This window comes from Amycolatopsis sp. NPDC051102, from assembly GCF_040682815.1.
Classification (GTDB): Bacteria; Actinomycetota; Actinomycetes; order Mycobacteriales; family Pseudonocardiaceae; genus Amycolatopsis.
In genome coordinates this window covers 29,832-55,763 of sequence record NZ_JBFBBT010000031.1, presented here as the reverse complement: position 1 = coordinate 55,763, position 25,932 = coordinate 29,832, and the positions used below count along the sequence as shown (strand labels likewise).

Sequence of the window (25,932 nt, the reverse complement as noted above, 5' to 3'; positions counted from 1 at the left end):
CCCGCGCGGTCACCGGCTCGCCACACGGGGTGATAACGCCTGCATCACCCGTCGAGGCGTGCCGGACATCTCGCCTGCCCTGAATCGGTAAGCATCCTCGGCGGCCAGCTCATCGTCGCGGTCGAGGCCCCCACGAACTTGGCCGTCGCCGACGAGGAGCCCGAGTACCAGGGCGCCGGGTACATCGGCGTCCGCGTCGGCGGCACGACCAACCAGCGCCAGGTCGCCGGCGAAATCCTCGCGTGGCAGCCTCTCACCCGGGCCGCCCTGTGCGTGCGGCGGCTCGACCTCAAGCGGTGACCGTCGACTGCGGGGCGTTCGACTGTAGACGGTTGGAGAACGGATCACTGCCGCGGCGCCCGCACGGGTTCAAAGTCCTCCGTCCGGGACCAAGCCGCGCAACTTGGCCAGCGCGCGAAACTGCGTGATGCGGACGTGGCTCACGGATATGCCCAGTGCCTCGGCGGTTTCTTGCGCCGAGAGGCCGGAGACGATCCGCAGCGACAGGATCTCTCGGTGCAGCGGCGGCAGCAACGCCAGCAACCCGCCCAAGCGGGCGCCAAGGTCCAGGTCGAGCATGTGGGTCTCCGGGTTGCTTCCCTCCAAGGGCCGGTCCGGCAGCTCCTGCACCGGCTTCGACCGGTCGCGCGCCACCGCGCGGAACGCGTCCGCGACCTTGTTCGCCGCGATCGCGCGCACCAGGTAGATGAAGGAGCCGCCGCGGTCCTGGTAGTTCGGCAGCACCTTCAGCACCGCCAGGCACACCTCCTGCGCGACGTCGTCGGCCGAGAGGTAGGACAGGTCACGGCCCCCGATCCGGGCCCGACAGTAGCGCACCACCATCGGCTTGATCAGCCGCAGCAGCGCCTGGACCGCATCCGGGTCGCCGTCACGGGCCGCCGCCACGACCGGGTCAAGTCGCTCCTTGACCAGGCCGCCGTCCGACCGCGGGTTAGGCAGCATGGTGAAGCCGTCGACCGGACCGGAGTCGGCCTGGTCGACGGCTTCCGCCTGTGCCCCATCAACCGCCACAAGCCCTCAGCTCGTCCGGAGAGTTGTTGTTCGGCTTGCACTGCTGAACAACCTTGGCGCTGGTTTCGTCGCGGCGGGTGAGATCGAACGACCCGATCCGCACCTCAGCGTTCAGCCACCACAGCGCGGCGACGGCGACGCCGACGAGCAGCGCGATCGACACGACGACGCGGACACAGTTCGGCGTGCTGGTGATGATCTTCTCGATCAACCCCACCACGTGGCCGCCGGCCATCAGGCAGCCCCGTCCAGCTCGTCCCCCAGTTCCCTGGCGATCTCCAGCGCCTCGGAGAGCACTCGATGCCGGGCCTTGAGCCGCTGCAGCTCGTCCGGCTGCAGCGGCAGAACCTCGAGCAGCAAGTCCATCTGGACGATCTTCGGCATAGCACCCGCGCCCGACAACAGCCTCCGCAGCGTGCCGACCGACATCGACCGCACGTCGAACCTGGCTGCGGCCTCCACCATGCGACGCCGGACGTCGGCGGGACCGAGGTCCTCCTTGAGCATCGCCCGGCGCAGCTCGATGCCGAACGCGGCAAGCGGGCCCGGGTTCTTCGGCTGGCTCGCCCGGAATGCCTGCAGCGCTGCGGCGTACCACAGTCCGTGAGCGTGCCGCTGCGACCCGCCGATCCCACCAGCGACGCTGAGCACCTGCTGAAGCGGCGGCAGCGTCGATCCGCCGATCACGGCACACACCGTGCTGACCGAGAACCCGCTCCGAGCCGCGATCGTCTCCAGCTTCGTATCCCCGGCCATGTCGCGCAGGTACTGCTTGAGGCAAAGCACCTCGGGCGGCGCATCGGAGGGAAGTCCGGACTTCGGCCGGCCGGGCCTCGGCGATGGGGCATCAGGTCTCTCACTCGGTGTACTCATCCATCTCTCCGTCCTTCGGCGCCGTCCAGGCGAGGGAAGATCAGATGACGACCAACGAGCCTTGCCCCCGGGGTGCCACCCGGGAACGTGATCGTCATCCGACCAGTTGACGACGATCAAATCGCAATCAGTGATCAACATCAACGCAGGGTAGTTTTTTCCGAAAAACGCTGGTAGGGAGGGGGAGTCACCCCGGACCGCGGGAACCGGCGTTTTTCAGCCATCGGCTGATCGACGAACCGGGCACATCGGGTAGAACTCCAGCTAGGCCGGTCGTTTTTCGCTACTTAGCTCTTCCCGCAACATCGGGGGACCGCCGAATCGACTACGTTGGTGTCAGGCTCAGAACCTCCGTCCAATCGTCCAGGCGAGGGTCTAAGTCTCCCGAGAGAGCCGGTGCCACGGACCTCTCGACCAACTTCCGTGGCCGGGTTCGGACGGTTCTACGCTCGAACCCGACTCCGGAAGATGCGCGCACCCTTGGTGCGCGGCCGCGCCGGCACATCGAGGCGGCCAAGCGAGCGATTCCGGTTCCGCGGCCCCGTCGGTACGACGACAGCGTGCATCACCGCGAGTCGTGTAGCAGGCCAGCCCAGAGCAACGTCTTCCGTGCAGCGGCATGCGCCGCGTCGGCCCGGCGCCAAGTCCCCCCCCCGTACGCGTTCATCGAGCACACCGACGGCGTCACCTACACCGCGATGCGGCAGTCGGCGAAGCCGGACGGCGTGATCCTCGTCTTCACGCCGGGCGAGTGGGACGCGTTCGTCAAGGGCGTCCGCGCCGGCGGGTTCGGCCTGCCCAAAGACCTCGCTAAGACGTGAACCTCAGCTCCTGAGCGATACCCGCTGCATCACCGCGACTGGAGGTCGGGTGGGGGCCGAGACGCCAGCGAGGGCCCAAGAGCGCCGGCTCCCGAGCCCTCGGCGTGGTCCGATCGGCTGGACTACCTGCAAAGCTAATCGAGGAGGGCGCCCATGGAGCCGGCTACTGCCGCCGAGCCAGCAGGCGTACGAGGCCGATCTTCCCCTCGGCCGTCGGGCGCGAGCACACCGTCCGGCGGAGCCGCCAGCGAAGTACCTGCGGCGAGAGGATCAAGCCGACCATCGTCAGCAAGAACCAGTTCGCCGACATGTGCAGCATCGTCCAGACCCCGACGTCCGCGTGGCTACCGAGCAGGTACAGCGCCAGGTGGTGCCAGCCGACAAGCACCGCGACAACGGACAGGGTGGGCAGCAACGTCCGCATCCGCATGAGCTCGCGGCCGATGTCACCGACCGCGACGTCCCGGATCCGTGGCCCACGCAGCGCCGTCGCCTCGCGAACGATCTCTCGCGGACTGAGCCGGGTGATCGGCGTCGAGGCCGGCGTCGGCGCAGTCGTCGCCCCGGCCGGCTTGCCGGTCGGCTTCGGCCTGGCGGCGTTGAGCAGCTCCCACGACCGCATGATCGTGGCAACCTGCTGCAACTGCAGGCCGGCCGCATACAGGAAACTCAGGACCTGACCAGGCTTGGTGGGCAGCCCGCTCCTGCGGACGTCGACCAAGTTGTAGAGCGACGAGCGATTGATCGAGGTCTTCATCGCAATCTGCCCGCAGGTCAGCCCGGCACGGTCCAGCACCAGCTTCAGCAGCGCCCGGAAGTCGGCCACCGTCTCGACGTTGAGCTCGTCGACTTCGAGCACCACCCTCTCCGACGAGGTGTACTTCAGCAGTCGGTTCGGCAACAAGGCGCTTAGGCCCGCCTCACTCAACAGGAGAGATCGTGACTTGCCGGTCCCAGCGGCGCCGGTAACCAACCTGAAGTCGTTGCGCTCGTCGATGATCTCCCTGGTGGGGTTGGGCCTAACCGGACGCCAACGCTCGGTCCGGAGCACAGCACCGTTGATAGGACCTGCAGAACCGCTCACGACGGCGGGACTCACGGCGTGACCGTCCCGGACAGCATGCGCACCAGGTCGGCGAGCGACTTGAGCGACGCGGCGACGCTGGTCGGCTTGACGGTGGTCAAGCTGGCGACGGTCACCCCGGCCGTGACGAGCACGACTGTGGTGACGACATCGGCACCGGTGGAGAGCAGGTAGGCCTCGAACCCAAAAATCATCGCAATCAAGATGATCGCGCTCGACCCGGGCGAGTCGGGTGCTTCGCCGGCGACGAGCGCGCACGGCGGCACCTTCTTCTTCGACACGGTGTTCCTCCTGGGCAGGACAGGGCGGCCCGGCCGGTGCCACCGGGCCGCAGCGAGACGACCAGTCCGGAGACTTGGGGTCTCACACCTGGGCAGGTTCGCGGCCCGCGGGGTCCAGGTGCTCCACCCGACGGCACCGCGCCGGGGGACACCGAAAGTGTGGCACCACCTACCAACGACCTGCGCGAGAAACACGTGTTCGGGCCGAGATCTGCGCCCACCGCACCGTCCACGCTGACCAACGACGTGTCCAAACTCCCCTTACTTTGGACGCGACTCTCCGAGTTAACTCGGAGAGTCGCACAATATCTTTGCTGGTCAGACAGTGTTTGGACGCTGAAAAACCGCGTACACGGGGCCTCAGGGAGTCCAAGCCCCTCCACCCCATGGCCGTCTTTCCGATGCGGCCCTACAGTGAGTTCGTGGGAGTCGTCCGGCACGCTGGACGCCCCCGGTCCTGGGCAAGCAGATGACCAGTCCGGAGCACAGGACCCCGATGACGCACCGGTCGCGCGGTGCCCATCAACGAAGGCTTCGGCGAGCTTGCTGCTCGCCGAAGCCTTCGACGTCTTCGCCTTCTACGCTTGCGGCATGAGTGATCAGGCGGTCGAAGACAAGGCGCACATCCGGCACCACCTCGACTTCACGAAGGCCGAGTGATACCCGCTGCATCACCGCGACTGGAGGTCAGGCGGGGCCGAGACGTCAGCGAGGGCCCAAGAGCGCCGGCTCCCGAGCCCTCGGCGTGGTCCGATCGGCTGGACTACCTGCGGAGCTGATCGAGGAGGGCTCTCCACGTCGCCGGTTGCGCGTTCAGCTCGCCGCCGAGGCGATTTTGCGTGTCGCGTACGCGCACGTCCCGGTCGATCCGCACCTCGACGCATTGGCCCTGCTCACCGCTGTAGGACGAGGTGAACCAGCCAGTGTCGCAGCGGTCATTCACGATGCGTTCTCCCGTTTCTCAATCTCCGCCTGGATCAGGCTTCGGCTCTCGTCTGCGTCGTACGCCAACGCAAGCAGCTCGGATGCGAGCTGTTTGTAGTCGTCGACATCAGCAGCGCCATCGACGAAGGACGCCGTGCGGTGATGCTCGAGCGAAACGATGGACGGCATCGGCCGAGTGAAGTCGTACACGATGAACGAGCCCAGCAAACCGCCGTGCCAGTCCCCGTCGACCTCCGCGAGCCGGAGTGTGATCGCCTTACGGCGCGAGACCGTCACTAGGTGCTTGAGCTGGGAAAGCATGGTCCTGTCGCCGCCGATTGCGCCTCGGATCGCTGGTACACCGAGAATCGCGACCAGAGGTAGCGGATCTTCGCGGGCGATCGCGTGCTGGCGGCCGAGTCGGAGCGTGACCAGTTGCTCGACCTCGGCTCGCGGGGTCTTCGGGTTCTTACCGATGATCGCGCGAGCGTACTCGGGAACCTGCAGCATGCCCGGCACGAACAGTGGCGACCATTCGACCATGCTCGTCGCCTGGCTTTCCAGTTCGACGGCTGCGGTCAGTTGGTCGGCGACGCCCGGCGGGCCTGGCGTCACCCAGACTTCGGCGCTTCCCTCGCCGCGGGCGAGGCGCATGATCTTCTCTCGCATCTCGCCGACGACACCAAGACAAGCGAGAAAGCCGGACACGCGTTCTGCATCCGGGGTGACCGAGCCGTCCAGCCATCGGCCGACGGTGGTGTGGGCGACGCCGAGTTGTTCTCCGAGCTGTCGTTGCGAAGGCCGCGGCTTCTTGTCCTCATAGACCGCCCGCAGGAGACCGGTAAGCGTGCGCTGCCGCCCAGTTGCCGCTGCAGCGCCTTCAGAGTTGGTGCGCGCCATGCACCAAACCTAGCCGTAGGCCCATGGCCGCACGGTAGCACCCGTTCGTTGTATTGCACGGGTGGTGCATGTGGTGCACAGTGGTGCGCACCACTTCTTAACTAAGCACCAGAAGGTGACTCGTATGGTCGCACCGAACGTGACGCTATCAGCTAATTCGCTGGTAGATGCGCCCCGCCCCGCAATTTGCAGTGGTGCGCGCGTGCACCATCTCTCCTCTTGTGCACCAACTGGGCGCAAGCTCGGGCTCTCCGTCGTCGCAAGTCTGCGTCGTGACGCTCCTGCAGACGCGATGACGCGAGAAAGGCCGGGCATCGTGGACTATCGAACCGCTGCAGCGATCGAGCGAGCTCGTCGACTCGCCGCTGACCTGCATCGTCTAATCATCGGCATCACGCACTCGCGGCTACCTGTTGACCAGCTCGCGTCGAAGGAGCGTGAGCTGGGGATGCTCCTGCACGACGTCGGGCGAGAGCTCATGATCGATGCCGACCGAATCGACCCGGACGACGACCATGCCGAGTAACTCATCGTGGCTCGCCAACGTCGGTCTGTCCGCCAAGTACGGTGCCCCCGATCTCCCGGCGGCCGTGGGTTGTGCGGCTCCCGCGCCTGCGGCTGCCGGGTTCCAGGTCGTCAGCGTGCCGCCGTCTGGCGTCGGTGACCCCAAATCCCCGGGAAACCCGGACCACAACGACCAAACGCTCGCGCACGCAGGTCCAGCCATGACCCCCGCCTACGGCTGGCGCCCGCCCGAAGTGCGTCCCACCGGCAAGATCTACGTCGGCGGCCTCTTCCGTAGCGAGCTGCTGCACTGTGTCCCCTACGGCGCCACCCCGATGCACCTCGCCGGCCCGAACGCAGCAGCGCTCGGCCTGCTCAACACCTACGTCGTCTTCGCCCGCTGCGGCGCCGCTTGCCGCCCGGTCGTCGCCGACCTTGCCACGGACCTGCGCGAGCACTGCACGGACTGCTGGACACCTCCAGACCCCGCAGTCGTCGAGGACAACCGCATGGGCGTGCTGCAGCTCGAACCGGTCGCCAGCGAAGTCCGATGGCCGCCCGAGCCCTCTCCCCTCGTGAACCGTCCGGCGGCCGCCATCCTCGTCGCCCCCCGGCTACTGCCCGGCAGCGTCCCGCTCGGTCACCTGCCGCCAAGGCTGCGGGCGCCCGTCAAGGCCGTTCACCCGGCCGATCCCGCCTGCATCACCCCGGCCCAAAGCCACCGCGCCGCCTGAACCCGCACGTGACCCAAGGAACCCCGAGATGACCATCGGCCGACACGCGACCTCCGCGGCGACCACACCGAGCACCAGCAGCTACCTCCTCAAGCTCATCGGCCTGAGCGTCGGCTGCGCCGCGATCATCACCCTCGGCTTCGCAGCAGCGATCTACCTCACCCACCTCTACATCAACACCACCGTCCACTGAGGCCTCTCGTGAAACCCACCAGCCACCAGAACTCCGATCAGCGCAGTCCGGGCACCGCAGACGCCACCGCGCCGGAAACCACCCACCACGACAGCGACTCCACCGAACGCACCGTCACTCACCTCAAGGTGATCGCGGCCGGTCCGGACGGCGTCGAAACTCTCCTCGTTCCCGTCGACGGCGACGAGAACGGCGAGACGACCCACCGCGTAAAGCCCGACCTGGCCCGGATCCTCGCCCGGCTGCAGGCCCTACCCGCCTGCCGCGGTGGCTGCCCCGGCAACCACCCCGCCACCACACCCTGCACCTATCAGGGGCCATCCGCCGCGTCGATCAAGATGGCCTCGTGAACGCGGCACAACCGGCCGACCCCGCCGCGAACACCAGCCGCACACCGGTCGGCATCGACTTCACCCGCCCGACGATCGCCCGGATCTACAACGCCTTCCTCGGCGGCGGCCACAACTACGGCGTCGACCGGATGGTGTGCCACAAGCTGCGTGAACGGGTGCCCGAGATCGCCGACCTCTTCCGGTCCGAGGTCGAGTTCCTGCACCGCGCCGTCCGCTGGATCGGCACGCAGTTCCCCATCGAGCAGTGGGTGATCGCCGTCGCCGGGCCGGCACCAGAGGGGCGAGACCAGATCCACGACGTCATCCGGGAGGTCAACAGCGACGCCGGCGTCTGGTACGTCGACTACGAGCCGGTCCCCTTGGCCACGTTCAGGACCTTCGACGACATGCGCGGCGGCCGCCGCGTGCACGTCGTCAAGGCCGACCCCCTCGATCCCGACACGACGTGGGACGAGCTCACACAGCTGGATCAGGGGCACACGCCGGTCGACGATCGAGAGCCGATCTGCCTCGTGCTCGGCGGCGTCCTGCCCTACCACCCCTTCTCCCGCGCCGACATCGCCGCCGTCACCCGCCAGCACCTCAACCACCTCCCCCACGGATCGTTCTTCGTGCTCACCCACCTGCTCGACCCCGAAGAGCCCGAACTCACGGCCGTCGCCGTCGAGATCCAGAACACGCTGGTAGGCGGCCCACTCGGGGCCGGCAGCCTCGCCACCCGCGACGAAATCGAAGCGATGGTGTCGGGCGCCACGATCCTTGCGCCCAGCGCCGGTACACCGCCCAGCGTGGTGCCCGCCCGCCAGTGGTGGGCCGGACCACCCCTGAAGCCCAGTTCGCTGCCCGAGCAGCTCGTCGCAGGCGTCGTCGCCGCCATCCCCGGCGACTGACCCCCTCCTTCCCGCCGCCGGCCGCGGCGGGAAGCGGCCCCGGACCGCGGCACGCCGGGGCCGCGCGGGATGCCCAGCCCACAGGATCCCCCCGTCTGCCCGGGCTGGGCATCCCGCGACCTGCCACAGCGACCGCTGCGGCAGAAACCCCTACACCCCAAGGAGAATGCCACTTGCAACTCCGAAGAACAGCCGTGCGCCTGATCACCGCGGCGTTGATGATGGCCGGGCTCGTCGCCGGTGCGGCCGCACCCGCCTCGGCGATCGTCGGCGGCACCTACGCGCCGCAGACCTACGCCGGAATCGGGTCCCTGCAGTTCGACCACAACGGGTACAAGGACTGGGGCTTCTGCTCCGCGCACGCCTTCGGCAACGACGGCCACGGCGACACCAAGTTCATCGTCCTCAACTCCCACTGCGGCACGGTCCCGCCGCCCCAGGAGCAGGTGCAGGCCATGTCCCGTCAAGGCAAGGTCAACGCCGCCAAGTTCCGCGCATGGGCCGAGAACGCGGGGCTGGCCGACGCGCCCGCCGACCCTGCCAGCCGCGCCGGCGACGGTCTCAAGTCGACCCCCGTCGACCCGGCCAGCTACCGCTTCGTCTACGGCAACGTGAACCGGTTCGAGGGACAGTCCGTCGGGATCAAGCGCTTCATCCCCCCGAAGGACTGGAACTGGGGCGAACCCGACAGCCAGGGCTACATCTGGGACGTCATGGTCGCCGAACTGGCCCACCCCATCCACGTCCAGGGAGCACTCGTCGCTCCGGTCCTGCCGTGGCTGCCCGTGCGCGAACTCGGGTGGGGCATGACCAACCCCGACCCCGCGAGCTGGATAGGCCCGAACGGCCGTCTCCCGCTCGGTCCGCTGCTGAAGCAGACCGACGTCCGCGTCACAAGCAAGCAGCAGTGCGCGGGCGCCGGCATCGGCACCGCCGAGGTGTGCCTCGGCATCGCGCCCGACGGCGGCGGCACCTGCGCCGGTGATTCCAGCGGCGGAGGCGTCCAGCGACTCGGACGGGTCTGGGTCCTGGTGGCGACGGCGTCGCGCGGTCCGGAGGAACGCTGCGGAACCGTCAACGTCTACACCGAGATCTGGCCCTACCTCGGCTGGATCGTGAAGACGATGCACACCCTCGCGCCGGACACCCGCGTCGAGACCGCCGCACCGGATGCCATCAGCAGCTCGGCCGCCCAGTACGGCCAGCCCGCACCCGACGCGCAGACCGCCTACGCGTTGGCCGGGTGAGCACCCCGCTGAAAGACACCGGTCCCGTCCGCAGGTAGCGACCGGGACCGGGCGATACCGCCTGCATCACCAGGTCCGCCGGGAGAGAGCGAGTCTCCCGGCCGGTCCGGCGCAGGCGCCCAGCGGAATCAAGAAGCGGTTCCGCTGGTGCAGCCCCCGGGCAGGCGGCCCGGCTCCCCGACGCAAGCGGGAAGCCGGGCCGCCGACCACCAGGACGAAGGAGACGATTCGTGGTCGCCGTCGCGATGCTACAACGCGAACCGGGCGTGTTCGCCCGCGTGAGCAACGCGCACCAGCTCGCCGGCGAGCTCGTGTGCCTCGCCCACCGGCACGGACACAGCCCGGCCCTGGCCGACGACCCCGAACTGGTCGAGGCCGCGGTGAAGCCCTCCGGCCAATCCGACGCGGTCCTGGCCCGCCTCGCCGCGGCCGGTCAAGCCGCCCTCGCGTGGCTGATCGACCACGCCGTTCCCCACGGCCACGAGCTCCTCGTCGCCAAGACGCGCGCCGACAACGACCTCCTGCTGGTCCTCGCGCCTCGCTCGCCGGCGACCGAACCCGCCGATCTCGTGACCGTCGATTCGCATCAGCACCTCGAAACCGTTTGTGCATAGGAAGAAGCCCATGACCGTCCTGCTCTACGGCGCTGCGGCCCGACGGCGCCCGATCGGTGAAGGCTCGGTGACGGCTCGAGACGCCATGCTCGAACTGCCGTCGCCCATCGGCACGCGGTCTGGTGCTTGATGAGCGCGCGTGACCGGAGCGACGAGGAAGCGCGCCTTCAGAAGGCGTTCGGCGCCGAACTACGTCTGGCCCGCATCCGCGCCGGCCTGACCACCCGGACGCAGCTGTGCCGACGTCTGCGCGAGCACGGATTTCACTTCGGGACCGAGAAGACCATCGCGAGCTGGGAACAGGGAAGACGCGAGATCGGCGTGGTCCGCCTCATCCATGTGTGCAATGCGATGAACACCTCCGTCGCCGACCTGCTGCAGCGCGTCGAGCGGCGCTTGTACACAGAGAAGTCCGGGCACGTGCTGATCGATCTGCACCAGCTGGCCAACACCGACGATCCCCTGCTGCAGCCGTTGTGCGGCTGGGCTCGCAGCCAGGCGCCGACCAGCGTCAACCACCGCAATTCCGTCATGTTGCTGCCCCCGGAGGCGGTGGTAGCAGCGGCGCGGCAATGCGGGCTGACCGTCGAGGACATCACCGACAGGTTGCGGAGCCTGGACCTGCCCACGTCGGTCCCCGCCTCGCCGGACGGCGTCGCGGACTCGGGTGAAGGGCGGCTCCGATGAGCGACCAACACGGTTACCCGGCTGCCACCGTCCAGCGCGTGTTCGAGGTGCTGGTCGACCACCCGGGACCCGACACGACCGCCGCCCCGCTCGCGGCCGCGCTCGAACTGCCCGAGCCCGTCGTCATCGCCGCGCTCGAACAGCTGCGCGCCGGCGGCCAGGTCCTGCGACGTCCCGAAGGCCGTCATGCTCCCGTCGAGCGCGATCGCCGCTACACCCTCGCCGAGGGCGTCAGCCGACACGCCGCACACCTGCGCGGTCGCACACCACCCTCGATCCGCACCCAGCAGCAGATCCGCCTGTTGCACTGGTACGCCGCGACCGCCGAGGTCGCCGTGCCGCTCGCGTTCGACGTTCACCGGTTCGGCCCGCGCGTCACATACGCCGCCGTCGCGCGCTGCGCGGGCGGCTGGGATCCGCTCGGCTGGTTCGCCTGGGAACACGACGTGCTCCGCAACGTCGTCACGACCTTGACCAGCTGGAAACACGACGACGTCGTCATCGGGCTGGCCGAGGCGATCTGGCACCTCGGCCGCCCGACCTACCACCATCACGACCTCCTGCACGCCCAGCAGGCCGGCCGCGCCGCCGCCGAACGCTCGGATCCCGCGCTCACCCCCGTGTTCCAGGCGCGCGAGGCCGCAGTCCTCGCCGACCTCGCCCACCACGCCGACGCCCGCGCAGCGGTCGACGACGCCGTCGGCCGCCTCGACGAGCACACCGACCGGCGGATCCGCGAGGCCGTGGTGTCGATCCGCGGTCGCGTTCACCTCGCCGCCGGCGACACCGATCACGCCCTGCTCGACTTCACCACCGCGCTCAGCTACCACCGGCGCCTGGTCGACGACTACGGCAAAGCCGCCCTGCTACGCCGAGTCGGGCAGACCCGCCTCGCCAACGGGCAGATCGGCAAGGCCATCACCTGCCTGCGCGATGCGACCGCCGCGATGCCTCGTACTCCGCTGGCGCGCGTCCGGGCCGTCACCTACCTGGCCGAGGCGCTCACCACGGGCGGCCGTGCCGCCGAAGCGATACACGAGCTGAGCCGCGCCCACCCGCTCATCAAGGAGAGCGTGGCGATCCGCTACCGAGCCGGACACGACCTCGCAGCGGCCCGCGCGACGTACGCCCGCGGCGACTCGGCGCGCGCCCGAAGCCTCACCGACAACCTCATCGATCAGCTCGAACTGGCAGGTCGCGGGGCCGTGCGCGACTTGCACGCCGCCCGCGACCTACGCCGCCGGCTGTGAGGCCGTCCGTCCACAACCGATCCCGCCTGCATCACTCGCACTTGAAACCCCTGCTGCCGAGAGAAATCGCTCATGTCCCGACCTGCTTCACTTCGCTGGCGCCCACTCGGCCTCGCCGCCGTCGCAGTGGCGGCGCCGGCCGCCGCCACCACGCTGGTGCTGTCCGCCGCACCGGTCGCCCCCGTCGTCTCCAGCCCGGCTCCCGGGCCCAGCCCCCGGGCCCGGGAGTACGCCATCCTGCAGACCCGCCCCGACATCGACGCCGTCGTGGCCACCGACGAGCGGCTCCTCGCCGACGTCCGGGACGTCCTCACCACCATGCAGCACTGGGGACCATGGCAGCGCAGAACAACCTCCATGCCGATCCACAGCAGCGGCTGCAGCGAGTTCCCCGCCACCGACGTCTACGACGCGACCAAGGCCACCCTGCCGGCCTGGTACACCCCCGCGTCTCACCTGGACTGGCACGACTGGCCCTCTGTCCGCGGCAAGATCGTCGAGGTCGGCTACCGCTTCGGGTTCGGCGTCGGCCCGGTCGGATCCGACGTCCCCGGCAACTACCTGCTCACCCTCGTCGACAACACCGGCGGCTCCGTCCAGGTCGGCGCGGACGTCAACGCCACCGTGAGCGCGACCACCGGCTGCCACCTCACCCGCACGGCCCGCGAACGCGGCACGCCAGCCCCGGAAGACACGCCCACCTCGAGGAGCCCGCGGTGACCCAGACCCGAGCCCAGCACGAACAGCGCGACACCCAGATCGTCGAGGCCTACACCGGCGGCGACAACGAGCACCAAGTCGCCGAGCGCTTCGGCCTCACCGTCGCCGCGATCGAGAAGATCCTGGATGACAGGCAGGTCGGTGTCCGCGGTGGACGCAACTACCGCGTCCACCGCAAGACCTACGAAGCCGGCAGCACCTCGATCCGCGCGCTCGCCCGCGAGGTTGGCGTCGGCTACGCAACCATGCACACCGGGCTCGCCCACGCCGGCACCAACTTCCGGGGCCACGGCGGTAGCCGCGCAGTTCCCGCGGCCGCGCAGCCGACGCACCGCGAGGATCCCGGCACGCGCGACCGAGCCGAACCACCTCGTCGATCCACTCGGACTCCCGACACCACACCCCCCTCAGCGCCACGGATCCAGCCTGCATCACCGTCTCCGCGCGACCGCGACGGCCACCGATGACCGACCCCGACACTCCCGGCGACGTCTCCCCGCAGGTCGCCCGCTTCACCGGTCCCGACCTGGCGGCGGTCAACCTCCTGGCGCTCTCGACGAGCCTCACGGAGTACCTCATGGACATCACCATCGGCCTGCTCAAAACCGGGGTGCCGCTCGACTCGAAGCAGTTCGGGCTCGGACTGACCAAAGCCAGCACCGCGATCCTCCGCTTCTGCCTCAAGCTCCGCGAAATCAAGCCGATCGACATCCCCGTCGACACGTTGCAGGCGGCCTCGCTCAGCCGGGCGGAGCGAGGAAGCTGGCCACCGCACCGACAGCAGACGCTGGAGCTGCTGCGCTTCATCGATCTCCTCACCAGCCACGTCGACGCGTTCGGCCTCGCCGACGACGAGGACACAAAGGCAGCCGCCTTCCTGGCCCTCACCGAACTTGCCGTCATCAGCGGGACCACCTTCAACTTCACCGCACGGCTGATGGCCGCCTTGACGGCCCACCGCGGCGGCCAGGACCTCGCCGAGATCGCCGCCGGTCTGCACACGACCCCCGACGACGTCGAGCAGATGCTCATCGACGCCGAAGCGCTCCTCGCCGGTCCCCCATCAGCACGCTCGGACACCGACACCTCGCCCGCGGCCGGCGCCGCACGGACCACGGAATCCCAGGGGCCTCGATGAACCAGCTCGACGAATCCGCCGACCTGCGTGCCGCGATGGTTCGCCGGGTCGTCGCCACCGGCCACGCAACGAACCCCAACGTGAGGAGGGCACTGGAGCTCGTGCGTATCGAGGCCTTTCAGCCAGACCGGCCGCTGGCCGATCTCTACCGCGCGCCGGGCAGCGTCGCCGGCGCGGACTCCGGCCGCAGCATCGACCCCCTCGTGGCCGCGTCGATGCTCGACCAGCTCGACGTCCGCGCCGGCGACAACGTCTTGCACATCGGTACCGGCACCGGCTACACCGCCGCCCTGCTCGCCGAAATCGCGGGCCCCGACCGCGTCATGACCATCGACCGGTCGCACAACATCACCATCGGCGCCCGCGCCGCCCTCCAGACCCACGGCTACGGCGAGGTCGAGGTCATCACCGGAGACGGCAACGCCGGCGCCCCCGGGCACGGCCCCTTCGACCGGATCATCGTCACCGCCAGCTCCTACGACCTACCCGAAACCTGGGTGCGCCAGCTCGCCCCCGACGGCCGGCTGGTCGTCCCGCTCCGATTCCGCGGACTCGAACGCAGCATCGCCTTCCACCTGACCGACGGCGTCCTGCGCGCCCGAGACAGCCAGCCGAGCCGGCTCGCGCGGATGCTGGGCGCAAACCACGACCTCCCCCGCACCAGCCCGATCGGCCCCCGCGGCCAGCTCGTCCTCACCTGGGATCACGACTTGGCCGAGTTCATGACCGGACACAAGCTCAGCGAGCCCGAGCGGTTCACCCACTCCGACCTCGCCTGGTCCGACGTCGTCGTCCGCCACGACGACCCGCTCGGTCGGCTGTGGCTGCACCTCGCCGCCACCGAACGCGCGGTGTTCGGGCTCTCCACGACGCAGACCACCACGGTGATACCGCACCTCGCGTTCCCGAACGCCACGCCGGCGATCATCGCCAACGAGACGATCGCCTACCTGACCCGCCAAGAAATCCCCGCCGCCGACGACGGCGCCCGCCGGTACACGCTCGGTGCCGCCGGCGTCGGCCCCTTCGCCGCCCGGCTCTCCGCGGTGTTCGTGGACCGCATCCAGGAATGGGTGCTCCATCCCGAGGCCCACCCCACGATCACCGCTTACCCCGGCGGGGCGACGGCGCTGACGCCGGGCCAGTGCATCAGCCGGCCCAGCCACAGCCTGCTCCTGCATGCCGGTTCACCGAGCTGAGCAGCTGCCGAACATCCGATCCCGCCTGCATCACCCCGCGGCCACCATCCACCGGATAGGAGCAACGCACGTGCCCGACCCCGTCGCGCTGATCACCGCCGACGTCAGCCGCACCCTGGGCAGATTCACCGGCCAACCCACCATCGCTCAGCTGGCCGACCTCTCGCCCCTCGCCACGGTCAAACCCGCCCTCGTCGGCGAAACCGTGCAGGCCCTGCTTCACCGGGCGCCGGAGCTCAGCCTCGAGGAACCTGTCCAGATCGCTCCCGAGGTGGCTTTGAGCAACATGTCCGTCACCGGCGGCCCGGAACGCGTCGCGGCTATCAGGCGGGTACACGGCCCGCACGCAGGGCCGGACACGGATGCGCCATGACACCTGATGAGGTGGTCGATGTGTGCCGCCGGTACGAGGCCGGAGAGACGATCGAGGCGATCATCGAGTCGACCCCCCACAGCTACCGACGCGTAAGGGAAGCCCTGGTCTCCAGCGGCGTGGCGCTGCGGCCGCCGAAGGCGCCGGTTCCGCCGTGCCCTCCAGGAATGGCCCAGAGCTACCGCGACGGAGCCACGATCCGCCAGCTCGCCACACGGTACGGCCATTCCTACAACCGGACCCGCAACATGCTGATTGCCGCCGGCGTGACGCTGCGCCGACGCGGCAACCCGCAATGACTCCCGGGTGGTGTCCATCCACTCCTGCCCCCGGGTGGACGGGCACGCCAGCCGGGGGCCAGCCCCAGCCGCGACGTGGCCACGACAACCGGAAATGGGGACCCGGCTGATCTGGGTCGACGTCGCCTCCGACGAACCCGCGCCGTGGCCGGGTGATCCACACTGGATCACCCGGCCACGGAGCAGGGCGGCCCGCCGCACCTCGGCTCAGCTCGTGCTCTCGCTGCAGACCGCCACGCCCATGATCTTCTTCACCACATCCGGGTCGAGGTCCGGCATCAGCAGCATCAGCTGATCGAACTCCGCCTGGCTGATCACCTGCTCGCCGGCCTGCGGCTGCGGAGGACACACAGGCTCGATCGAGACGCCGCCGAACGGCGTCAGCCGGAAACCGCCCCTTGATCTCGTGGTGTGACCTTGACGGCCGACGAGATGCACTGACATCGATCTACCCCTTGATCGTCCCGATCCTGGCCCTGCGGCGACGTCCGGCCGACCGCACCCGACCGGCTGCCTCGCGCCGGACGCGGTCCTCCAGCGACCTGTCCCCGGGTGGTGCGATTAACCGGAACCCCTAGGTCGGTAAACCGCATCACCTTCGTGAAAAGTTCTGCTTTTTGCCTGCCCCTGCAGTCGAACGCGTGATCGCCTCGACGTAGCAACAATAGGCGCAAAGCGGCCGCTGTCAACGCGATACGGCACATCCGGTGTCATCTTTTTGTCCGGTAGTTCGCTAATCCTGCGGAGGTTAGCGCGGAGTAGTCCTGCGGCGGCAGTACGTACGTGCACGCTACGTGTCGAAGCAGTCGATACGTGTCGCTGACCTGGTCAGCACCATTCGTGCACAATGAGATATGCAATTTGCACACACCTGTCACGCCCGGTCGGACGATCGAAATGCAAAGTGTCTTCGCGATTAATCGCGAAGGTTGGAAACCCAGGTCGGGACCGGCTGTTTAATCATCATCGTAGTGCTTCCGGATTTTCCTACGTAGTGCCTTTAAAAATCCTACGTAGTCGATCTGCCTCTATTTCCGTAGTAGTGACGATGAAATGAGGCACGGCCATCGCCGATGCTGGATTCGGCGCCCGGCATCACCGCGCGCCGGGGCAGGGGGAACAAGCCGCGCAGCCCAGGGGTCACCGCGGCACGAGTTCGCGGTGCGCTGCGTGAAGAGACCTCCTGGCCGCGTAGATCCGTCGCCGCCGTGCGAGGCGACCGTGCACCACAGGAGAACCAGATGACCCAAACCGCCGGCTTCTTCGGCGCCGACTACTGGACCGATCCGCTGACGGTCGGCGACCGAGAGCGCGAGCGCGCCGCCGTCCTTCCCGTCACCCTCCCCGACGGCCTGCCAGTCTGGGTGATCACGCGCTACGACGAGGCACGCGCAGCGCTCGACGACCCGAAACTCAGCAAAGACAGCGCCGCCCTGATCGCGGCAATCCAGCACCAACTTGAGGAAGCGGGCTACGGCGACCGAAATCCCTCAGGCATGTTCGGCCCGCACGTCCTGTTCAGCGACCCGCCCCGCCACACCCGGCTGCGCAAGCTGCTGATGAACGCCTTCACCCCAAAGCGGGTCAAAGCTCTCGAACCGGTCTTCCGGGACATGACCGCTGACCTGGTGGCCAAACTACCCGTCCACGAGGAGGTCGACCTGATCAGCCAGGTCGCCGTCCCCCTGCCGCTCGCCGTGATCTGCGAACTCCTGGGCGTACCTGCCGACGCGCGCGAGCCGCTGCGCCCCCTCGTGGACGCCATCAACCTCAACGACCCCGCCACGGCCCCGGACGCCTCCGACCAGCTCGTCGAGTTCTTTACCGACCTCATCGACGACAAGCGCCGAAACCCCGGCGACGACCTGGTCTCTGCCTTGATCCACGTCGGCGAAGACCAACCGGACAAGCTTGCCGACGACGAACTGCTCGGCACGCTCTTCCTGCTCCTCAACGCCGGCCACGACACCACCGCCAACCTCATCGGTAACACCCTGCGAGCTCTGCTGCAGGATCGCCGGTACCGCTGGCGGCTGGTGCGCGAACACCCCGAGCTCATCCCGAACGTCGTCGACGAAGTCCTGCGCTACGACTGCCCCGTCCGGATGGCCACGCACCGCGTCGTCGCCGAGCACGTCGACTATGGCGGGATCACCCTGCTCCCCGGCGAGATCGTTCTCATTTCCCTGCACAGCGCCAACCGAGACCCACGCCAGTTCGGCAAGCACGCCGCCCAGCTCGACCTGCACCGCGAACGCCACGACCTCCGTCACCTCGGCTTCGGGTTCGGACTGCACCGATGCCTCGGAGCAACTCTCGGCCGGATGGAAGCCGAAGTCGTGATCGAGACGCTCGCGCGCGCCTTCCCCCGCGCCGTGCTGCTCGACCAAGCCGAACTCCGCCGTCGGCGAAGCCCGATCATGAACGGCTGGGAGCGACTGCCGGCACTGCTCAACGTCGGCCACTGACCGACGGACGTGATGCAGGCGGGATCGCCTCCAGTCGTGATCAGTGCTGCTGGTGCTCTTCGAACCACTCGCGGATCTTGACCACCCGGCCACGGCGCCCTTCGCCGCGTGCGCCCAGCTTGTTCGCGACGTGCTGCACGTGCGTCTCCGCGGTCCGCTGCGTCACCCCCAGCCGCTTGGCAATCTCGTTGTTCGCCAGCCCCTCCGCGAGCAACCGGGCCACCTGGAACTCGCGTTCGGTCAACCTGCCGGGTCGCTCCTTCTTGACCACCGGCGCCGGTGGAGCGGACAGGGGTTCCGCGGCCAGCTCGATGACTTTGCCGCGGCTGAGGCCGAGCCCGATCTCCCGCTCGGTCGGCAGCGTGTCTTCCAGCTCGCGGCCCAAGATGGTCTCCGTCTGGCGCTGCAGCTCCCAGAAGGGCAGCAGAGCCGGAACGATCACTTCGGCTTCTTGCTGGAATTTCGCCACGCCGGCCAGCGACCTCGCCGCGCGGGCCGACCGTCCCAGCCGCGCCGCGAGCAGAGCGATCAACCAGATTGTCCAGAGTAGGCCCCACTTGTCGCCCATCGCGCGCTGTGCGGCCAAGGCTTCCTGCGCCAGCCGCACCGCCCGGCCGAGGTCCGAGCCGAACAGCAGTTCCACCAGCGCGCACGTCCACTTTGCCCAGGAGATGCACCAGGCGGCGCCGGCGGTCTCGGCGTCCTCCAGCAGCCGGGCACTCTCCCGTACGGCGACGTCGCGCAGGCCCAGCATCGCCGCCGCCATCGACATGAACAAGCGGGCCATCCAGGCGTCGCCTGGAGCGTCGTTGTCGCGGAACCAGCGTTCGGCCTGTTCGAACAGCGGGATCGACTGCCGGGCCACGCTCAAGTCGCGCTCGACGAGCCACAGGCGAGTCGCCCGCGCGTAGAGCAGCGGTCCGAAGTCGTGGAAGCAGCCGAGCTTCCGTGCTGCCGCCTCAGCCGCTAGCAGCAGCGAGTCGGCGCGCTCTTGATCACCCTGGCACAGCGCCACGGTGGCGGCGAAACTCAGCGCGCTCACCAGCGAGTGACTCGGCTCGTCGGGGTGCCACCGACGGGCCGCCTCGAGCATCAGGTTGCTCTCGCTCAACCGGCCGGTGAAGTAGAACAACCGCGTCCGCGCGACGCTGCTGAACAGGTCCATGCCCCGCAGCACCGTACGAGGGTTCGCCAGCCGGGTTTCCTGCGCCACGCGCAGGTTCGGCAGCGCGCCGCTCAGGCGGCCGAGCCAGCCGGTTTCGTCCGGCCCGAACCAGCTCCGGGCACCCTGCCCGGCGAGCGCTTCGTAATGGTCTGCGTGCCGCTCACGTATTTCGTCGGCTGCCTCGTCGCTCAGCTGCTCGTACGCGAACGCCCGAATCGACTCCCACAGCCTGAATCGCGGCCCCTCGTGGTGGCGCTCCGCGACCATGAACGACCGCTTGTGCAAGCCGTTCAGCAGGTCGGCGACGACGTCCTGATCCCCCAGGTCCGCGCCGAGCGCGGCTGCGTCGTCGAGCTCGAAGCTGCCCTCCAACAGGGAAAGCCGCGTCAGCATCTGCTGCTCCGCCTCGCCGAGCAGGCCGTAGGACCAGCTGACCGTCCATTCCAGCTTCCGGTGGCTACGCTTGGCTGAGGTTCCCCCGCCCAGGCTCAGCAGGTTGGTGCGCTTGACCAAGCTGGCCAGCGAGACGGTGTCCATCCGGCCGGCGATCAGCTCGATCGCCAGCGGCATCCGATCGACCCGGTTGAGGACCGTGCGCGCGTCCTCGTCGTCGGCGGGCGGGATGACGACATTGATGTTGGCCGCGCGCTCGCGCAGCAACTGCAGCGCCTCGTCCTCCGACAGCGGCGGCACATCCAGCCACGACTCGCCCTCCACCCGGATCGCGGCCTGGCTGGTGGTGACGATCTGCAGGTCCTCCGCCGCCTCCAGCAGGGTACGTACCAGCTGCGCCAGAGCGCTGTCTTCCTCGTCATCGACCAGGTGCTCGCAGTTGTCGAGCATCAGCAGCTGACGTTTGGTCCTCAGGTGGGCGATGAGCCGGGCCGCTCCGTGCCGGGCCGAGTTCGCCGGAATGCCCAGTGCCTCGGCCACGGCCGACTCGAGTTCATTCGAGCGCACGTTCGTCAACTCGACCAGCACCACGCCGTCGCGGTACACGCCCTCCTGCTGGATCACGTGGCCGAGCCGGCGCATGAGCCGGGTCTTACCGATCCCCCCGGGGCCCTTCAGCGTGAGCAGCCGGGTCGATTTCAGCAGCTGTCGCGCTTTCCGCAACTCGTCATCGCGGCCGACGAAAGTCGACAGGTCCGCATGCAGCAACGGCGCCGGTCGGCCCTCGGCTTCGGCGCCGCCTCCCGGTGGCCCTTCGCCGTCCTTCTTCATCGATGCGTAACTGCCCAGCACTCGTGCACTCCCCCAGGTCCCTACGGCCTCGGCATCACCGCGGCGGCATACACCCGCCCTCCCGATCACCACCATAACCTGTGCCACCGACAATCACCGCAGGTCAGCGATGCCGTCGAGTCGCGAGTTGCAGGTGGCAACCTGCCGCGGTGATGCAGCCGGGATCAGGTCGGCTCGCTGCGCCCGCGGTAGCGCGAAGCGGCGTCGAGCACCGCCACGGCGGCCTGCAGATCCGCCTCATCAAGAGACGCCATCAGCGTGAGCGCGGCACGAAGGGCAGGGCGATCTCTCATCGCGGCGACGACCTCGGCGACCAGATGCGTGTCGGCGGGCTCGGTGTTGCGCAGCAGTTGCAGAGCGAGCTCCCGAGTCCGCGGATCGCGGAGGGCGACCGCGGTGTCGATCTCGCGGATGATCTTGACGCTTTGCTCGTCGTCGAAGAAGTAGCTGGCCGGCACGGCGAAAAACGACGCCAGCCCCTGCAGCACTGCCCGGGTCGGATTCTCCTTCCTGTTGTGGATCATGGCCGACACATACCCCGGGTCCACCGCCTTGCCGATCAACTTGGTGACGCCTTCGGCGATGTCCCCCTGGGTGTATTTCTTGCCGTCCGGCTTGCGGACGTGCTCGATCAGGTGGCGGATGCGCTCACCCATGGTGGGAATCGGCCGTCCGTTCACTTCGACCGCCGACGTCTTTGTGCCGCCCGTCACCGCATCCTCCTCGGTCGACCCCCCTGTGGCGGGGCTTACAACTCCCTGACCTGCGCAATGCTGAGTCTGGTTGACAAGTAGCGAAACTCGTCTATCTTCGATGGAAATAGTAACCAGAGTCCGCATCCGAGGGGAAGCGTTCTCCGGGATCATCGCGAACTTGCGCGCCAGTGTCGAACTGACTCCTGCGCGTCGACGAGCCTCACGGCCCGCCGAACCAGGCACGACCACCGTCGTCGCAAGGTCCACAGCGTGCCGTCACCGACTCCGCAGGGGGGAGCCGTCGACGGCGTAGCCGGGCCGCGCCGCCCTGCGGCCCCAGCGACCACCGGCCGGGTAGCCACACCAAGATGGCAGCACCCCGGCCGGTGGTCAGCCCGAAACCGGTGATACAGCCCGTATCACCGCGAGCGGCCCTTGGGGGGAACGTTCATGTCACCGCACACCTGGCTCCACCGCCACGATCGGCTCTTTCTCCGGATCGGCCGCAGAACCGAGCCAGTTCCCGAGCCGATCGAAGGCCTCCTGCTCCATGGGCCCGACGACCTCACCGCCGACGTCGGCGCCGACCTTCTGCGCCTCGACGGCACTCTCGTCGCATTGGCTCGACGGTTGCGTGCCAACGCCGCTGCCGCCGCCCGCGAGATCAGCCGCAGCGGTCGCAGCGCGGGAGCACGCACCGGCACCGCGCTCTCCCGCGCCGATGCCGTAGCCGGGCACACTCGCGTCGTCGAGCAACTCGACGACGTCACCCTCACCACCGACCTGCTCCGCGAGTTCGTCATCAGCCTCGCCGCGGATGGCCTCCTACGCGACGCCGCCGCCGGCTGGAAACGCAACCCCGAACCCCCCGCCCACGTCGAGGTCATCCTCGACGAGTTCCTCGCCGCGCAGCTCGACCGCCGCCGCGCCCGCCCGGAGGGCGACGGCTGGGGCGGCACCGCGCTGGCCGGCATCGAGGAATTCGGCGCTCACTGGCGCCGCGAACCCGACGACGATCCCAGCGAACTACCTCCTCACTACCTGACAGGCAGCTGGACGCTGGGCTACCTGCCCACCACCGCCGAGGTCTACGCCGTCCGGCGAGCTGACGGCCCTCATACCTTCTGGCTGCTCGGCACCGGTTTCAGCACACTCGACCAGGTCACCGGCGTCCTCGCGCCGATCCTGCCGAAGATGCGCTGCCCGAACTCCTTGATCCTGGCCGCCGACACCATCCGCGCAGCCCGACAGTCGCGCGGCGCGCACTCGCACGCCGAAGTCGGATGACACAGCGGCCAACGCCCGGGGCGACCCGGAGCCTGCAAGCCCGAGCGCGCGGTGACGTGACCACCGCGGTGCTCAACCCCTCGTCGCTGCACCGTCCTTCCTGGACGGTGCAGCGACGAGCATTCCTCAAGGAAACAACATGAACAGCCCCATCGGCACCACCGTCCCCACGGTGCGACGGCACCGGCGTGCCTTGGCCACGCTCGCCGGCGTCGCGGCCGCCGTACTCGCCGGATGCTCGAACTCGCCTCCGCCTGGCCCCGCTCCCCCGCCGCCGATACCGCCTGCATCATCGGTTCCACTGCCGTCGCCGATACCGCCTGCATCATCGGTTCCGCTGCCGCCGCCGAGCGCCGACGGTCCGGAGCTGACGATCGACGGGCGGGTCACCTGGACGATGCCGCACCCGGGTTGCGTGCAGCTAGCCGTCGGCTCGCAGGTCTTCACCCTGGTCGGACCGGCTGCGGAAAGCCGCGCCGGAGCTGTCCGCGCGGGAACCGCGCCGAACTCCGAACGACTACGGATCACCGGCTACGTCGCCCGAATCGGCGCTTCGGTCTGCGGTGCGCATCGAAACCTCGTCGCGCAACGCATCGAACCCGCCACCGGGTAATCGAAAAGCGGCAATAGCACCTCCTTTTACCTCGATCCGGCGTCCATGATCGAGGCCTTCAGTCTGCGCGAAAACAGTCCAGAAATCCGCCGAAAATTAAATGTCGGCAGCGGTTGACATCGCATGTCGAATCGATGCAAGGTGATGACGTCCGGCGAGCATAGCCGCTGGTCAGGTCGGCAATCTTGCTGGCCGACACCGAGGGGGACCCGCAAGTCAATCCCAGGAATCCGCGCCAAGCGACTCTCGGCGTTCGGATGCGAAAGCATCCGCAATCTCCGATCGCGACAATCTGCGGTGCGGGCTCGGTGCGTCGGAAACAGACAACAAACGGGAGCCATTCATGGCAGTACGACCTTCCCGCGCAGCCGGGCTGATCGCCGGGTGCGCGGTACTGGTGGGAGTCGCGGCCGCACCGGCCGCGACCGCGCAGGATCACTCCGCGCCCGACGACCGCGCCGCGGTCGCGGGCTCCGTACCCAGCTGGGCCACGCCCGGCGCCCGCGTCGGCCACGCCGACCTCGACCAGCATCGCCACGTCCAGGTGGCGCTCGCCCTGCGCGACCCCGCCGGAGCCGAAGCCCTCGCGAAAGCCGTGTCTACCCCCGGCTCGCCGGAATACGGCCGGCACCTCGGCAACGCCGAGTTCCTGGCCCGATTCGGCCCGACCCAGGAAACCGTCGACCAGGTCACGACCTGGCTGCGCGGCCAAGGCCTGCGCGTGACCGGCGTCGCCGGAAACCGGCACTTCGTCGAGGCCGACGGCGGCGTCGCCCAGCTGCAGACCGCCTTCCGCACCTCCCTGGCGACCTACCGGCACACCACCCGCGACGGCCGCACGCACGTCCTCGCCGCGCCGGAGTCCGCCGTCACCGTCCCGGCCGCCATCCGCGGCACCGTCACCGCCGTGCTCGGCCTGGACGACTCGAGCAAGACCATCACCCCGGCCCAGGCCACTGCCACCCGCCCGGACGGCACCCGGCCCGGCGTCACCCCGGCGGCCGGCGACCCGAACAGTTGCGCCCGGTTCTGGGCCGAGACCAACAACGCGAACGTCCCGCAGAAGTACGCGGCCGGGCAGCAGAGCAACGCGCTCTGCGGCTACACCAGCCCCCAGCTGCGCGCGATCTACGGCCTGCCCAGTTCGGCCACCGGCGCCGGACAGACCGTCGGCATCGTCGGCGCATACAACCTGTCCACCATCGTGGCCGACACCAACCGTGCCGCCGGGCAGTTCGGCGCCCCGGCGCTGACCAGCGGCCAGTACAGCACCGTCCTCCCGGGCACCTTCACCGATCAGGACCGGTGCGGGCCGGACTCCTGGGCCAGCGAGCAGGCGCTCGACGTCCAGGCCATCCACGAAGTCGCCCCGGCCGCGAAGATCACCTACTACGCGGGCAAGAGCTGCCTCGACCTGTTCAACACCCTCAACCGTGCCGTCGCCGACGACAAGGTCAGCGTCATCAACAACTCCTGGCTTTACCCCGGCGAGAGCAGCGTCTCGCAGGCCGAGCGAGACCAGCTGGGCGCCATCGCCGTCCAGGCCGCCATCCAGGGCCAGGCCATCCTGTTCGCCTCCGGCGACAGCGGTGACAACTCCGCCCCGGCCGCCGCCGGGCGCGCCGAAGCCAGCTATCCGGCCTCGCACCCGTGGGTGACCGCCGTCGGCGGCACCTCGGTCGCGCTCGATGCCAGCAACCGCGTGAAGTTCCAGACGGGCTGGGAAAACAGCGGCAACACCCAGTCCGGCAACACCTGGACCCCGCAGTCCGATGCGGACGGCCGGTTCGCCGGTGGTGCCGGTGGCGGCGTCAGCAAGCTCTACGACCAGCCCGACTACCAGCAGGGCGTCGTCCCGGCCACGATCGCCGGTGGCCACCGCGCCGTCCCGGACATCTCCGCCCTCGCCGACTCCTACACCGGTCTCGCGGTCGGCTTCACTACGTCGCAGGGCTACGCCGCCTACTCCAGCGGCGGCACGTCGCTGGCCGCGCCGATCCTGGTCGGCCTGGTCGCCGACGCGCAGCAGGCCCACGGCGGCGAGCGGCTCGGGTTCCTCAACGCCGCTCTCTACGCGCTGAGTGGAAAGGCGCAGATCACCGACGTGAAGCCGGTCAAGGCCGGGATCTGGTCGCCGTTCATGGCCGGGTTCGGGTTCGTCACCGTCCCCCCGGCGACCGGCTCCTACCTGCTCGACCTCGACAGCAAGCCCCAGACGCTGCAGTCCAGCACCGGCTGGGACCGGGTGACCGGCGTCGGCACTCCCGCCGCCGGCTTCGTCTCCGCCCTCGGCCAGTAGCACTCCCGGGTGGCTGCCGACCCGGGGGCGGCAGCCACCCCACC

The 25,932-nt window shown here is 69.0% G+C and carries 29 protein-coding genes and 1 pseudogene; 20 read left to right on the top strand and 10 right to left on the bottom strand.

All coding sequences use genetic code 11. The features are described 5' to 3' along the window. The first annotated feature begins 138 nt into the window (after positions 1 to 138). Positions 139 to 300: a hypothetical protein gene (locus AB0M93_RS44695; protein ID WP_364286226.1), complete on the top strand. Its 162-nt coding sequence runs from the start codon at positions 139 to 141 to the stop codon at positions 298 to 300. A gap of 69 nt (positions 301 to 369) precedes the next feature. Here AB0M93_RS44695 and shbA read toward each other — a convergent pair whose 3' ends face one another. The 3 genes from shbA to AB0M93_RS44680 are packed head-to-tail and all read right to left on the bottom strand — an operon-like array spanning position 370 to position 1,788. After that, positions 370 to 963: an RNA polymerase sigma factor ShbA gene (gene shbA, locus AB0M93_RS44690; RefSeq protein WP_364286297.1), complete on the bottom strand. Its 594-nt coding sequence runs from the start codon at positions 961 to 963 to the stop codon at positions 370 to 372. Between the two features lie 58 nt (positions 964 to 1,021). Next, positions 1,022 to 1,267 carry a hypothetical protein gene (locus AB0M93_RS44685; RefSeq protein WP_364286224.1) on the bottom strand — a complete coding sequence of 82 codons (246 nt, stop codon included), beginning with the start codon at positions 1,265 to 1,267 and terminating at the stop codon, positions 1,022 to 1,024. After that, positions 1,267 to 1,788 carry a hypothetical protein gene (locus AB0M93_RS44680; protein ID WP_364286222.1) on the bottom strand — a complete coding sequence of 174 codons (522 nt, stop codon included), beginning with the start codon at positions 1,786 to 1,788 and terminating at the stop codon, positions 1,267 to 1,269. Before AB0M93_RS44680 ends, AB0M93_RS44685 begins: the two co-directional genes overlap by 1 nt. 773 nt (positions 1,789 to 2,561) lie before the next feature. On the opposite strand from AB0M93_RS44680, the pseudogene AB0M93_RS44675 reads away from it, so the two are divergent. Beyond that, positions 2,562 to 2,726, top strand: a pseudogene (locus AB0M93_RS44675) (DUF397 domain-containing protein); the annotation flags it as partial. A 163-nt stretch (positions 2,727 to 2,889) separates the two neighbouring features. On the opposite strand, the gene AB0M93_RS44670 reads toward AB0M93_RS44675, so the two are convergent. The 4 genes from AB0M93_RS44670 to AB0M93_RS44655 all read right to left on the bottom strand — a co-directional run bounded on the left by AB0M93_RS44670 (position 2,890) and on the right by AB0M93_RS44655 (position 5,915). Further along, a complete protein-coding gene (locus AB0M93_RS44670) occupies positions 2,890 to 3,777 on the bottom strand; it encodes a hypothetical protein (protein WP_364286220.1) in 888 nt (295 codons plus the stop codon). 44 nt (positions 3,778 to 3,821) lie between these two features. Then, complete coding sequence (locus AB0M93_RS44665) at positions 3,822 to 4,091, bottom strand: hypothetical protein (protein WP_364286219.1); 270 nt, start codon at positions 4,089 to 4,091, stop codon at positions 3,822 to 3,824. A gap of 763 nt (positions 4,092 to 4,854) precedes the next feature. Beyond that, positions 4,855 to 5,034 carry a DUF397 domain-containing protein gene (locus AB0M93_RS44660; RefSeq protein WP_364286217.1) on the bottom strand — a complete coding sequence of 60 codons (180 nt, stop codon included), beginning with the start codon at positions 5,032 to 5,034 and terminating at the stop codon, positions 4,855 to 4,857. After that, positions 5,031 to 5,915 carry a helix-turn-helix transcriptional regulator gene (locus AB0M93_RS44655; protein ID WP_364286215.1) on the bottom strand — a complete coding sequence of 295 codons (885 nt, stop codon included), beginning with the start codon at positions 5,913 to 5,915 and terminating at the stop codon, positions 5,031 to 5,033. Before AB0M93_RS44655 ends, AB0M93_RS44660 begins: the two co-directional genes overlap by 4 nt. A 124-nt stretch (positions 5,916 to 6,039) precedes the next feature. Between AB0M93_RS44655 and AB0M93_RS44650 the strand changes: the two genes are divergently transcribed. The 15 genes from AB0M93_RS44650 to AB0M93_RS44580 all read left to right on the top strand — a co-directional run bounded on the left by AB0M93_RS44650 (position 6,040) and on the right by AB0M93_RS44580 (position 16,116). Beyond that, complete coding sequence (locus AB0M93_RS44650) at positions 6,040 to 6,441, top strand: hypothetical protein (RefSeq protein WP_364286213.1); 402 nt, start codon at positions 6,040 to 6,042, stop codon at positions 6,439 to 6,441. A gap of 199 nt (positions 6,442 to 6,640) precedes the next feature. Next, positions 6,641 to 7,153 carry a hypothetical protein gene (locus AB0M93_RS44645; RefSeq protein WP_364286211.1) on the top strand — a complete coding sequence of 171 codons (513 nt, stop codon included), beginning with the start codon at positions 6,641 to 6,643 and terminating at the stop codon, positions 7,151 to 7,153. 28 nt (positions 7,154 to 7,181) lie between these two features. Then, positions 7,182 to 7,346 (top strand): hypothetical protein, encoded by a 165-nt coding sequence (locus AB0M93_RS44640; protein WP_364286209.1) that lies wholly within the window; start codon positions 7,182 to 7,184, stop codon positions 7,344 to 7,346. A gap of 8 nt (positions 7,347 to 7,354) precedes the next feature. Then, positions 7,355 to 7,696 (top strand): hypothetical protein, encoded by a 342-nt coding sequence (locus tag AB0M93_RS44635; protein ID WP_364286207.1) that lies wholly within the window; start codon positions 7,355 to 7,357, stop codon positions 7,694 to 7,696. Then, complete coding sequence (locus AB0M93_RS44630; protein WP_364286205.1) at positions 7,693 to 8,589, top strand: SAM-dependent methyltransferase; 897 nt, start codon at positions 7,693 to 7,695, stop codon at positions 8,587 to 8,589. The genes AB0M93_RS44635 and AB0M93_RS44630 overlap by 4 nt, the downstream gene beginning before the upstream one ends. 194 nt (positions 8,590 to 8,783) lie before the next feature. Then, positions 8,784 to 9,836, top strand: coding sequence for a hypothetical protein (locus AB0M93_RS44625; RefSeq protein ID WP_364286203.1), 1,053 nt, complete (start codon positions 8,784 to 8,786; stop codon positions 9,834 to 9,836). Between the two features lie 230 nt (positions 9,837 to 10,066). After that, the gene (locus AB0M93_RS44620) at positions 10,067 to 10,450 is read left to right on the top strand and encodes a hypothetical protein (protein WP_364286201.1); all 384 of its coding nucleotides are present in this window, start codon (positions 10,067 to 10,069) and stop codon (positions 10,448 to 10,450) included. A gap of 129 nt (positions 10,451 to 10,579) precedes the next feature. Further along, complete coding sequence (locus AB0M93_RS44615) at positions 10,580 to 11,137, top strand: helix-turn-helix transcriptional regulator (protein ID WP_364286199.1); 558 nt, start codon at positions 10,580 to 10,582, stop codon at positions 11,135 to 11,137. Then, positions 11,134 to 12,387, top strand: coding sequence for a hypothetical protein (locus AB0M93_RS44610; RefSeq protein WP_364286197.1), 1,254 nt, complete (start codon positions 11,134 to 11,136; stop codon positions 12,385 to 12,387). Before AB0M93_RS44615 ends, AB0M93_RS44610 begins: the two co-directional genes overlap by 4 nt. 72 nt (positions 12,388 to 12,459) lie before the next feature. Then, on the top strand, positions 12,460 to 13,107 hold the full coding sequence (locus AB0M93_RS44605) for an LppA family lipoprotein (RefSeq protein ID WP_364286195.1): 648 nt from the start codon (positions 12,460 to 12,462) through the stop codon (positions 13,105 to 13,107). Continuing rightward, on the top strand, positions 13,104 to 13,574 hold the full coding sequence (locus tag AB0M93_RS44600) for a helix-turn-helix domain-containing protein (RefSeq protein WP_364286193.1): 471 nt from the start codon (positions 13,104 to 13,106) through the stop codon (positions 13,572 to 13,574). Before AB0M93_RS44605 ends, AB0M93_RS44600 begins: the two co-directional genes overlap by 4 nt. Next, positions 13,571 to 14,245 carry a hypothetical protein gene (locus AB0M93_RS44595; RefSeq protein WP_364286191.1) on the top strand — a complete coding sequence of 225 codons (675 nt, stop codon included), beginning with the start codon at positions 13,571 to 13,573 and terminating at the stop codon, positions 14,243 to 14,245. Before AB0M93_RS44600 ends, AB0M93_RS44595 begins: the two co-directional genes overlap by 4 nt. Further along, on the top strand, positions 14,242 to 15,444 hold the full coding sequence (locus tag AB0M93_RS44590) for a methyltransferase domain-containing protein (protein WP_364286189.1): 1,203 nt from the start codon (positions 14,242 to 14,244) through the stop codon (positions 15,442 to 15,444). Before AB0M93_RS44595 ends, AB0M93_RS44590 begins: the two co-directional genes overlap by 4 nt. A 70-nt stretch (positions 15,445 to 15,514) precedes the next feature. Further along, entirely contained in the window at positions 15,515 to 15,817 is a 303-nt protein-coding gene (locus AB0M93_RS44585; protein WP_364286187.1) for a hypothetical protein, read from the top strand. Next, a complete protein-coding gene (locus AB0M93_RS44580) occupies positions 15,814 to 16,116 on the top strand; it encodes a helix-turn-helix domain-containing protein (RefSeq protein ID WP_364286185.1) in 303 nt (100 codons plus the stop codon). The genes AB0M93_RS44585 and AB0M93_RS44580 overlap by 4 nt, the downstream gene beginning before the upstream one ends. Before the next feature lie 207 nt (positions 16,117 to 16,323). On the opposite strand, the gene AB0M93_RS44575 is transcribed toward AB0M93_RS44580, so the two are convergent. Continuing rightward, positions 16,324 to 16,560 (bottom strand): hypothetical protein, encoded by a 237-nt coding sequence (locus tag AB0M93_RS44575; protein ID WP_364286183.1) that lies wholly within the window; start codon positions 16,558 to 16,560, stop codon positions 16,324 to 16,326. A gap of 797 nt (positions 16,561 to 17,357) precedes the next feature. Here AB0M93_RS44575 and AB0M93_RS44570 point away from each other — a divergent pair. After that, entirely contained in the window at positions 17,358 to 18,584 is a 1,227-nt protein-coding gene (locus AB0M93_RS44570; protein WP_364286181.1) for a cytochrome P450, read from the top strand. 40 nt (positions 18,585 to 18,624) lie between these two features. Here AB0M93_RS44570 and AB0M93_RS44565 read toward each other — a convergent pair whose 3' ends face one another. Both AB0M93_RS44565 and AB0M93_RS44560 read right to left on the bottom strand, forming a co-directional pair. Continuing rightward, a complete protein-coding gene (locus AB0M93_RS44565; RefSeq protein WP_364286179.1) occupies positions 18,625 to 20,994 on the bottom strand; it encodes a LuxR C-terminal-related transcriptional regulator in 2,370 nt (789 codons plus the stop codon). Positions 20,995 to 21,158: 164 nt separating this feature from the next. Next, positions 21,159 to 21,707 carry a hypothetical protein gene (locus AB0M93_RS44560; protein WP_364286177.1) on the bottom strand — a complete coding sequence of 183 codons (549 nt, stop codon included), beginning with the start codon at positions 21,705 to 21,707 and terminating at the stop codon, positions 21,159 to 21,161. A gap of 432 nt (positions 21,708 to 22,139) precedes the next feature. Here AB0M93_RS44560 and AB0M93_RS44555 point away from each other — a divergent pair, with 432 nt between their 5' ends. Further along, entirely contained in the window at positions 22,140 to 22,976 is an 837-nt protein-coding gene (locus AB0M93_RS44555) for a hypothetical protein (protein WP_364286175.1), read from the top strand. Positions 22,977 to 23,932: 956 nt separating this feature from the next. Continuing rightward, positions 23,933 to 25,888, top strand: coding sequence for a S53 family serine peptidase (locus AB0M93_RS44550; RefSeq protein WP_364286173.1), 1,956 nt, complete (start codon positions 23,933 to 23,935; stop codon positions 25,886 to 25,888). The last annotated feature ends 44 nt before the right edge of the window (positions 25,889 to 25,932 follow it).

Bases quoted from the DNA above. Each gene is read 5' to 3' on its own strand.
- shbA (WP_364286297.1), bottom strand. From the start codon at position 963: ATGCTGCCTAACCCGCGGTCGGACGGCGGCCTGGTCAAGGAGCGACTT.
- AB0M93_RS44685 (WP_364286224.1), bottom strand. From the start codon at position 1,267: ATGGCCGGCGGCCACGTGGTGGGGTTGATCGAGAAGATCATCACCAGC.
- AB0M93_RS44680 (WP_364286222.1), bottom strand. From the start codon at position 1,788: ATGGCCGGGGATACGAAGCTGGAGACGATCGCGGCTCGGAGCGGGTTC.
- AB0M93_RS44655 (WP_364286215.1), bottom strand. From the start codon at position 5,915: ATGGCGCGCACCAACTCTGAAGGCGCTGCAGCGGCAACTGGGCGGCAG.
- AB0M93_RS44650 (WP_364286213.1), top strand. From the start codon at position 6,040: ATGGTCGCACCGAACGTGACGCTATCAGCTAATTCGCTGGTAGATGCG.
- AB0M93_RS44645 (WP_364286211.1), top strand. From the start codon at position 6,641: ATGACCCCCGCCTACGGCTGGCGCCCGCCCGAAGTGCGTCCCACCGGC.
- AB0M93_RS44640 (WP_364286209.1), top strand. From the start codon at position 7,182: ATGACCATCGGCCGACACGCGACCTCCGCGGCGACCACACCGAGCACC.
- AB0M93_RS44615 (WP_364286199.1), top strand. From the start codon at position 10,580: ATGAGCGCGCGTGACCGGAGCGACGAGGAAGCGCGCCTTCAGAAGGCG.
- AB0M93_RS44610 (WP_364286197.1), top strand. From the start codon at position 11,134: ATGAGCGACCAACACGGTTACCCGGCTGCCACCGTCCAGCGCGTGTTC.
- AB0M93_RS44605 (WP_364286195.1), top strand. From the start codon at position 12,460: ATGTCCCGACCTGCTTCACTTCGCTGGCGCCCACTCGGCCTCGCCGCC.
- AB0M93_RS44595 (WP_364286191.1), top strand. From the start codon at position 13,571: ATGACCGACCCCGACACTCCCGGCGACGTCTCCCCGCAGGTCGCCCGC.
- AB0M93_RS44590 (WP_364286189.1), top strand. From the start codon at position 14,242: ATGAACCAGCTCGACGAATCCGCCGACCTGCGTGCCGCGATGGTTCGC.
- AB0M93_RS44580 (WP_364286185.1), top strand. From the start codon at position 15,814: ATGACACCTGATGAGGTGGTCGATGTGTGCCGCCGGTACGAGGCCGGA.
- AB0M93_RS44575 (WP_364286183.1), bottom strand. From the start codon at position 16,560: ATGTCAGTGCATCTCGTCGGCCGTCAAGGTCACACCACGAGATCAAGG.
- AB0M93_RS44570 (WP_364286181.1), top strand. From the start codon at position 17,358: ATGACCCAAACCGCCGGCTTCTTCGGCGCCGACTACTGGACCGATCCG.
- AB0M93_RS44555 (WP_364286175.1), top strand. From the start codon at position 22,140: ATGTCACCGCACACCTGGCTCCACCGCCACGATCGGCTCTTTCTCCGG.
- AB0M93_RS44550 (WP_364286173.1), top strand. From the start codon at position 23,933: ATGGCAGTACGACCTTCCCGCGCAGCCGGGCTGATCGCCGGGTGCGCG.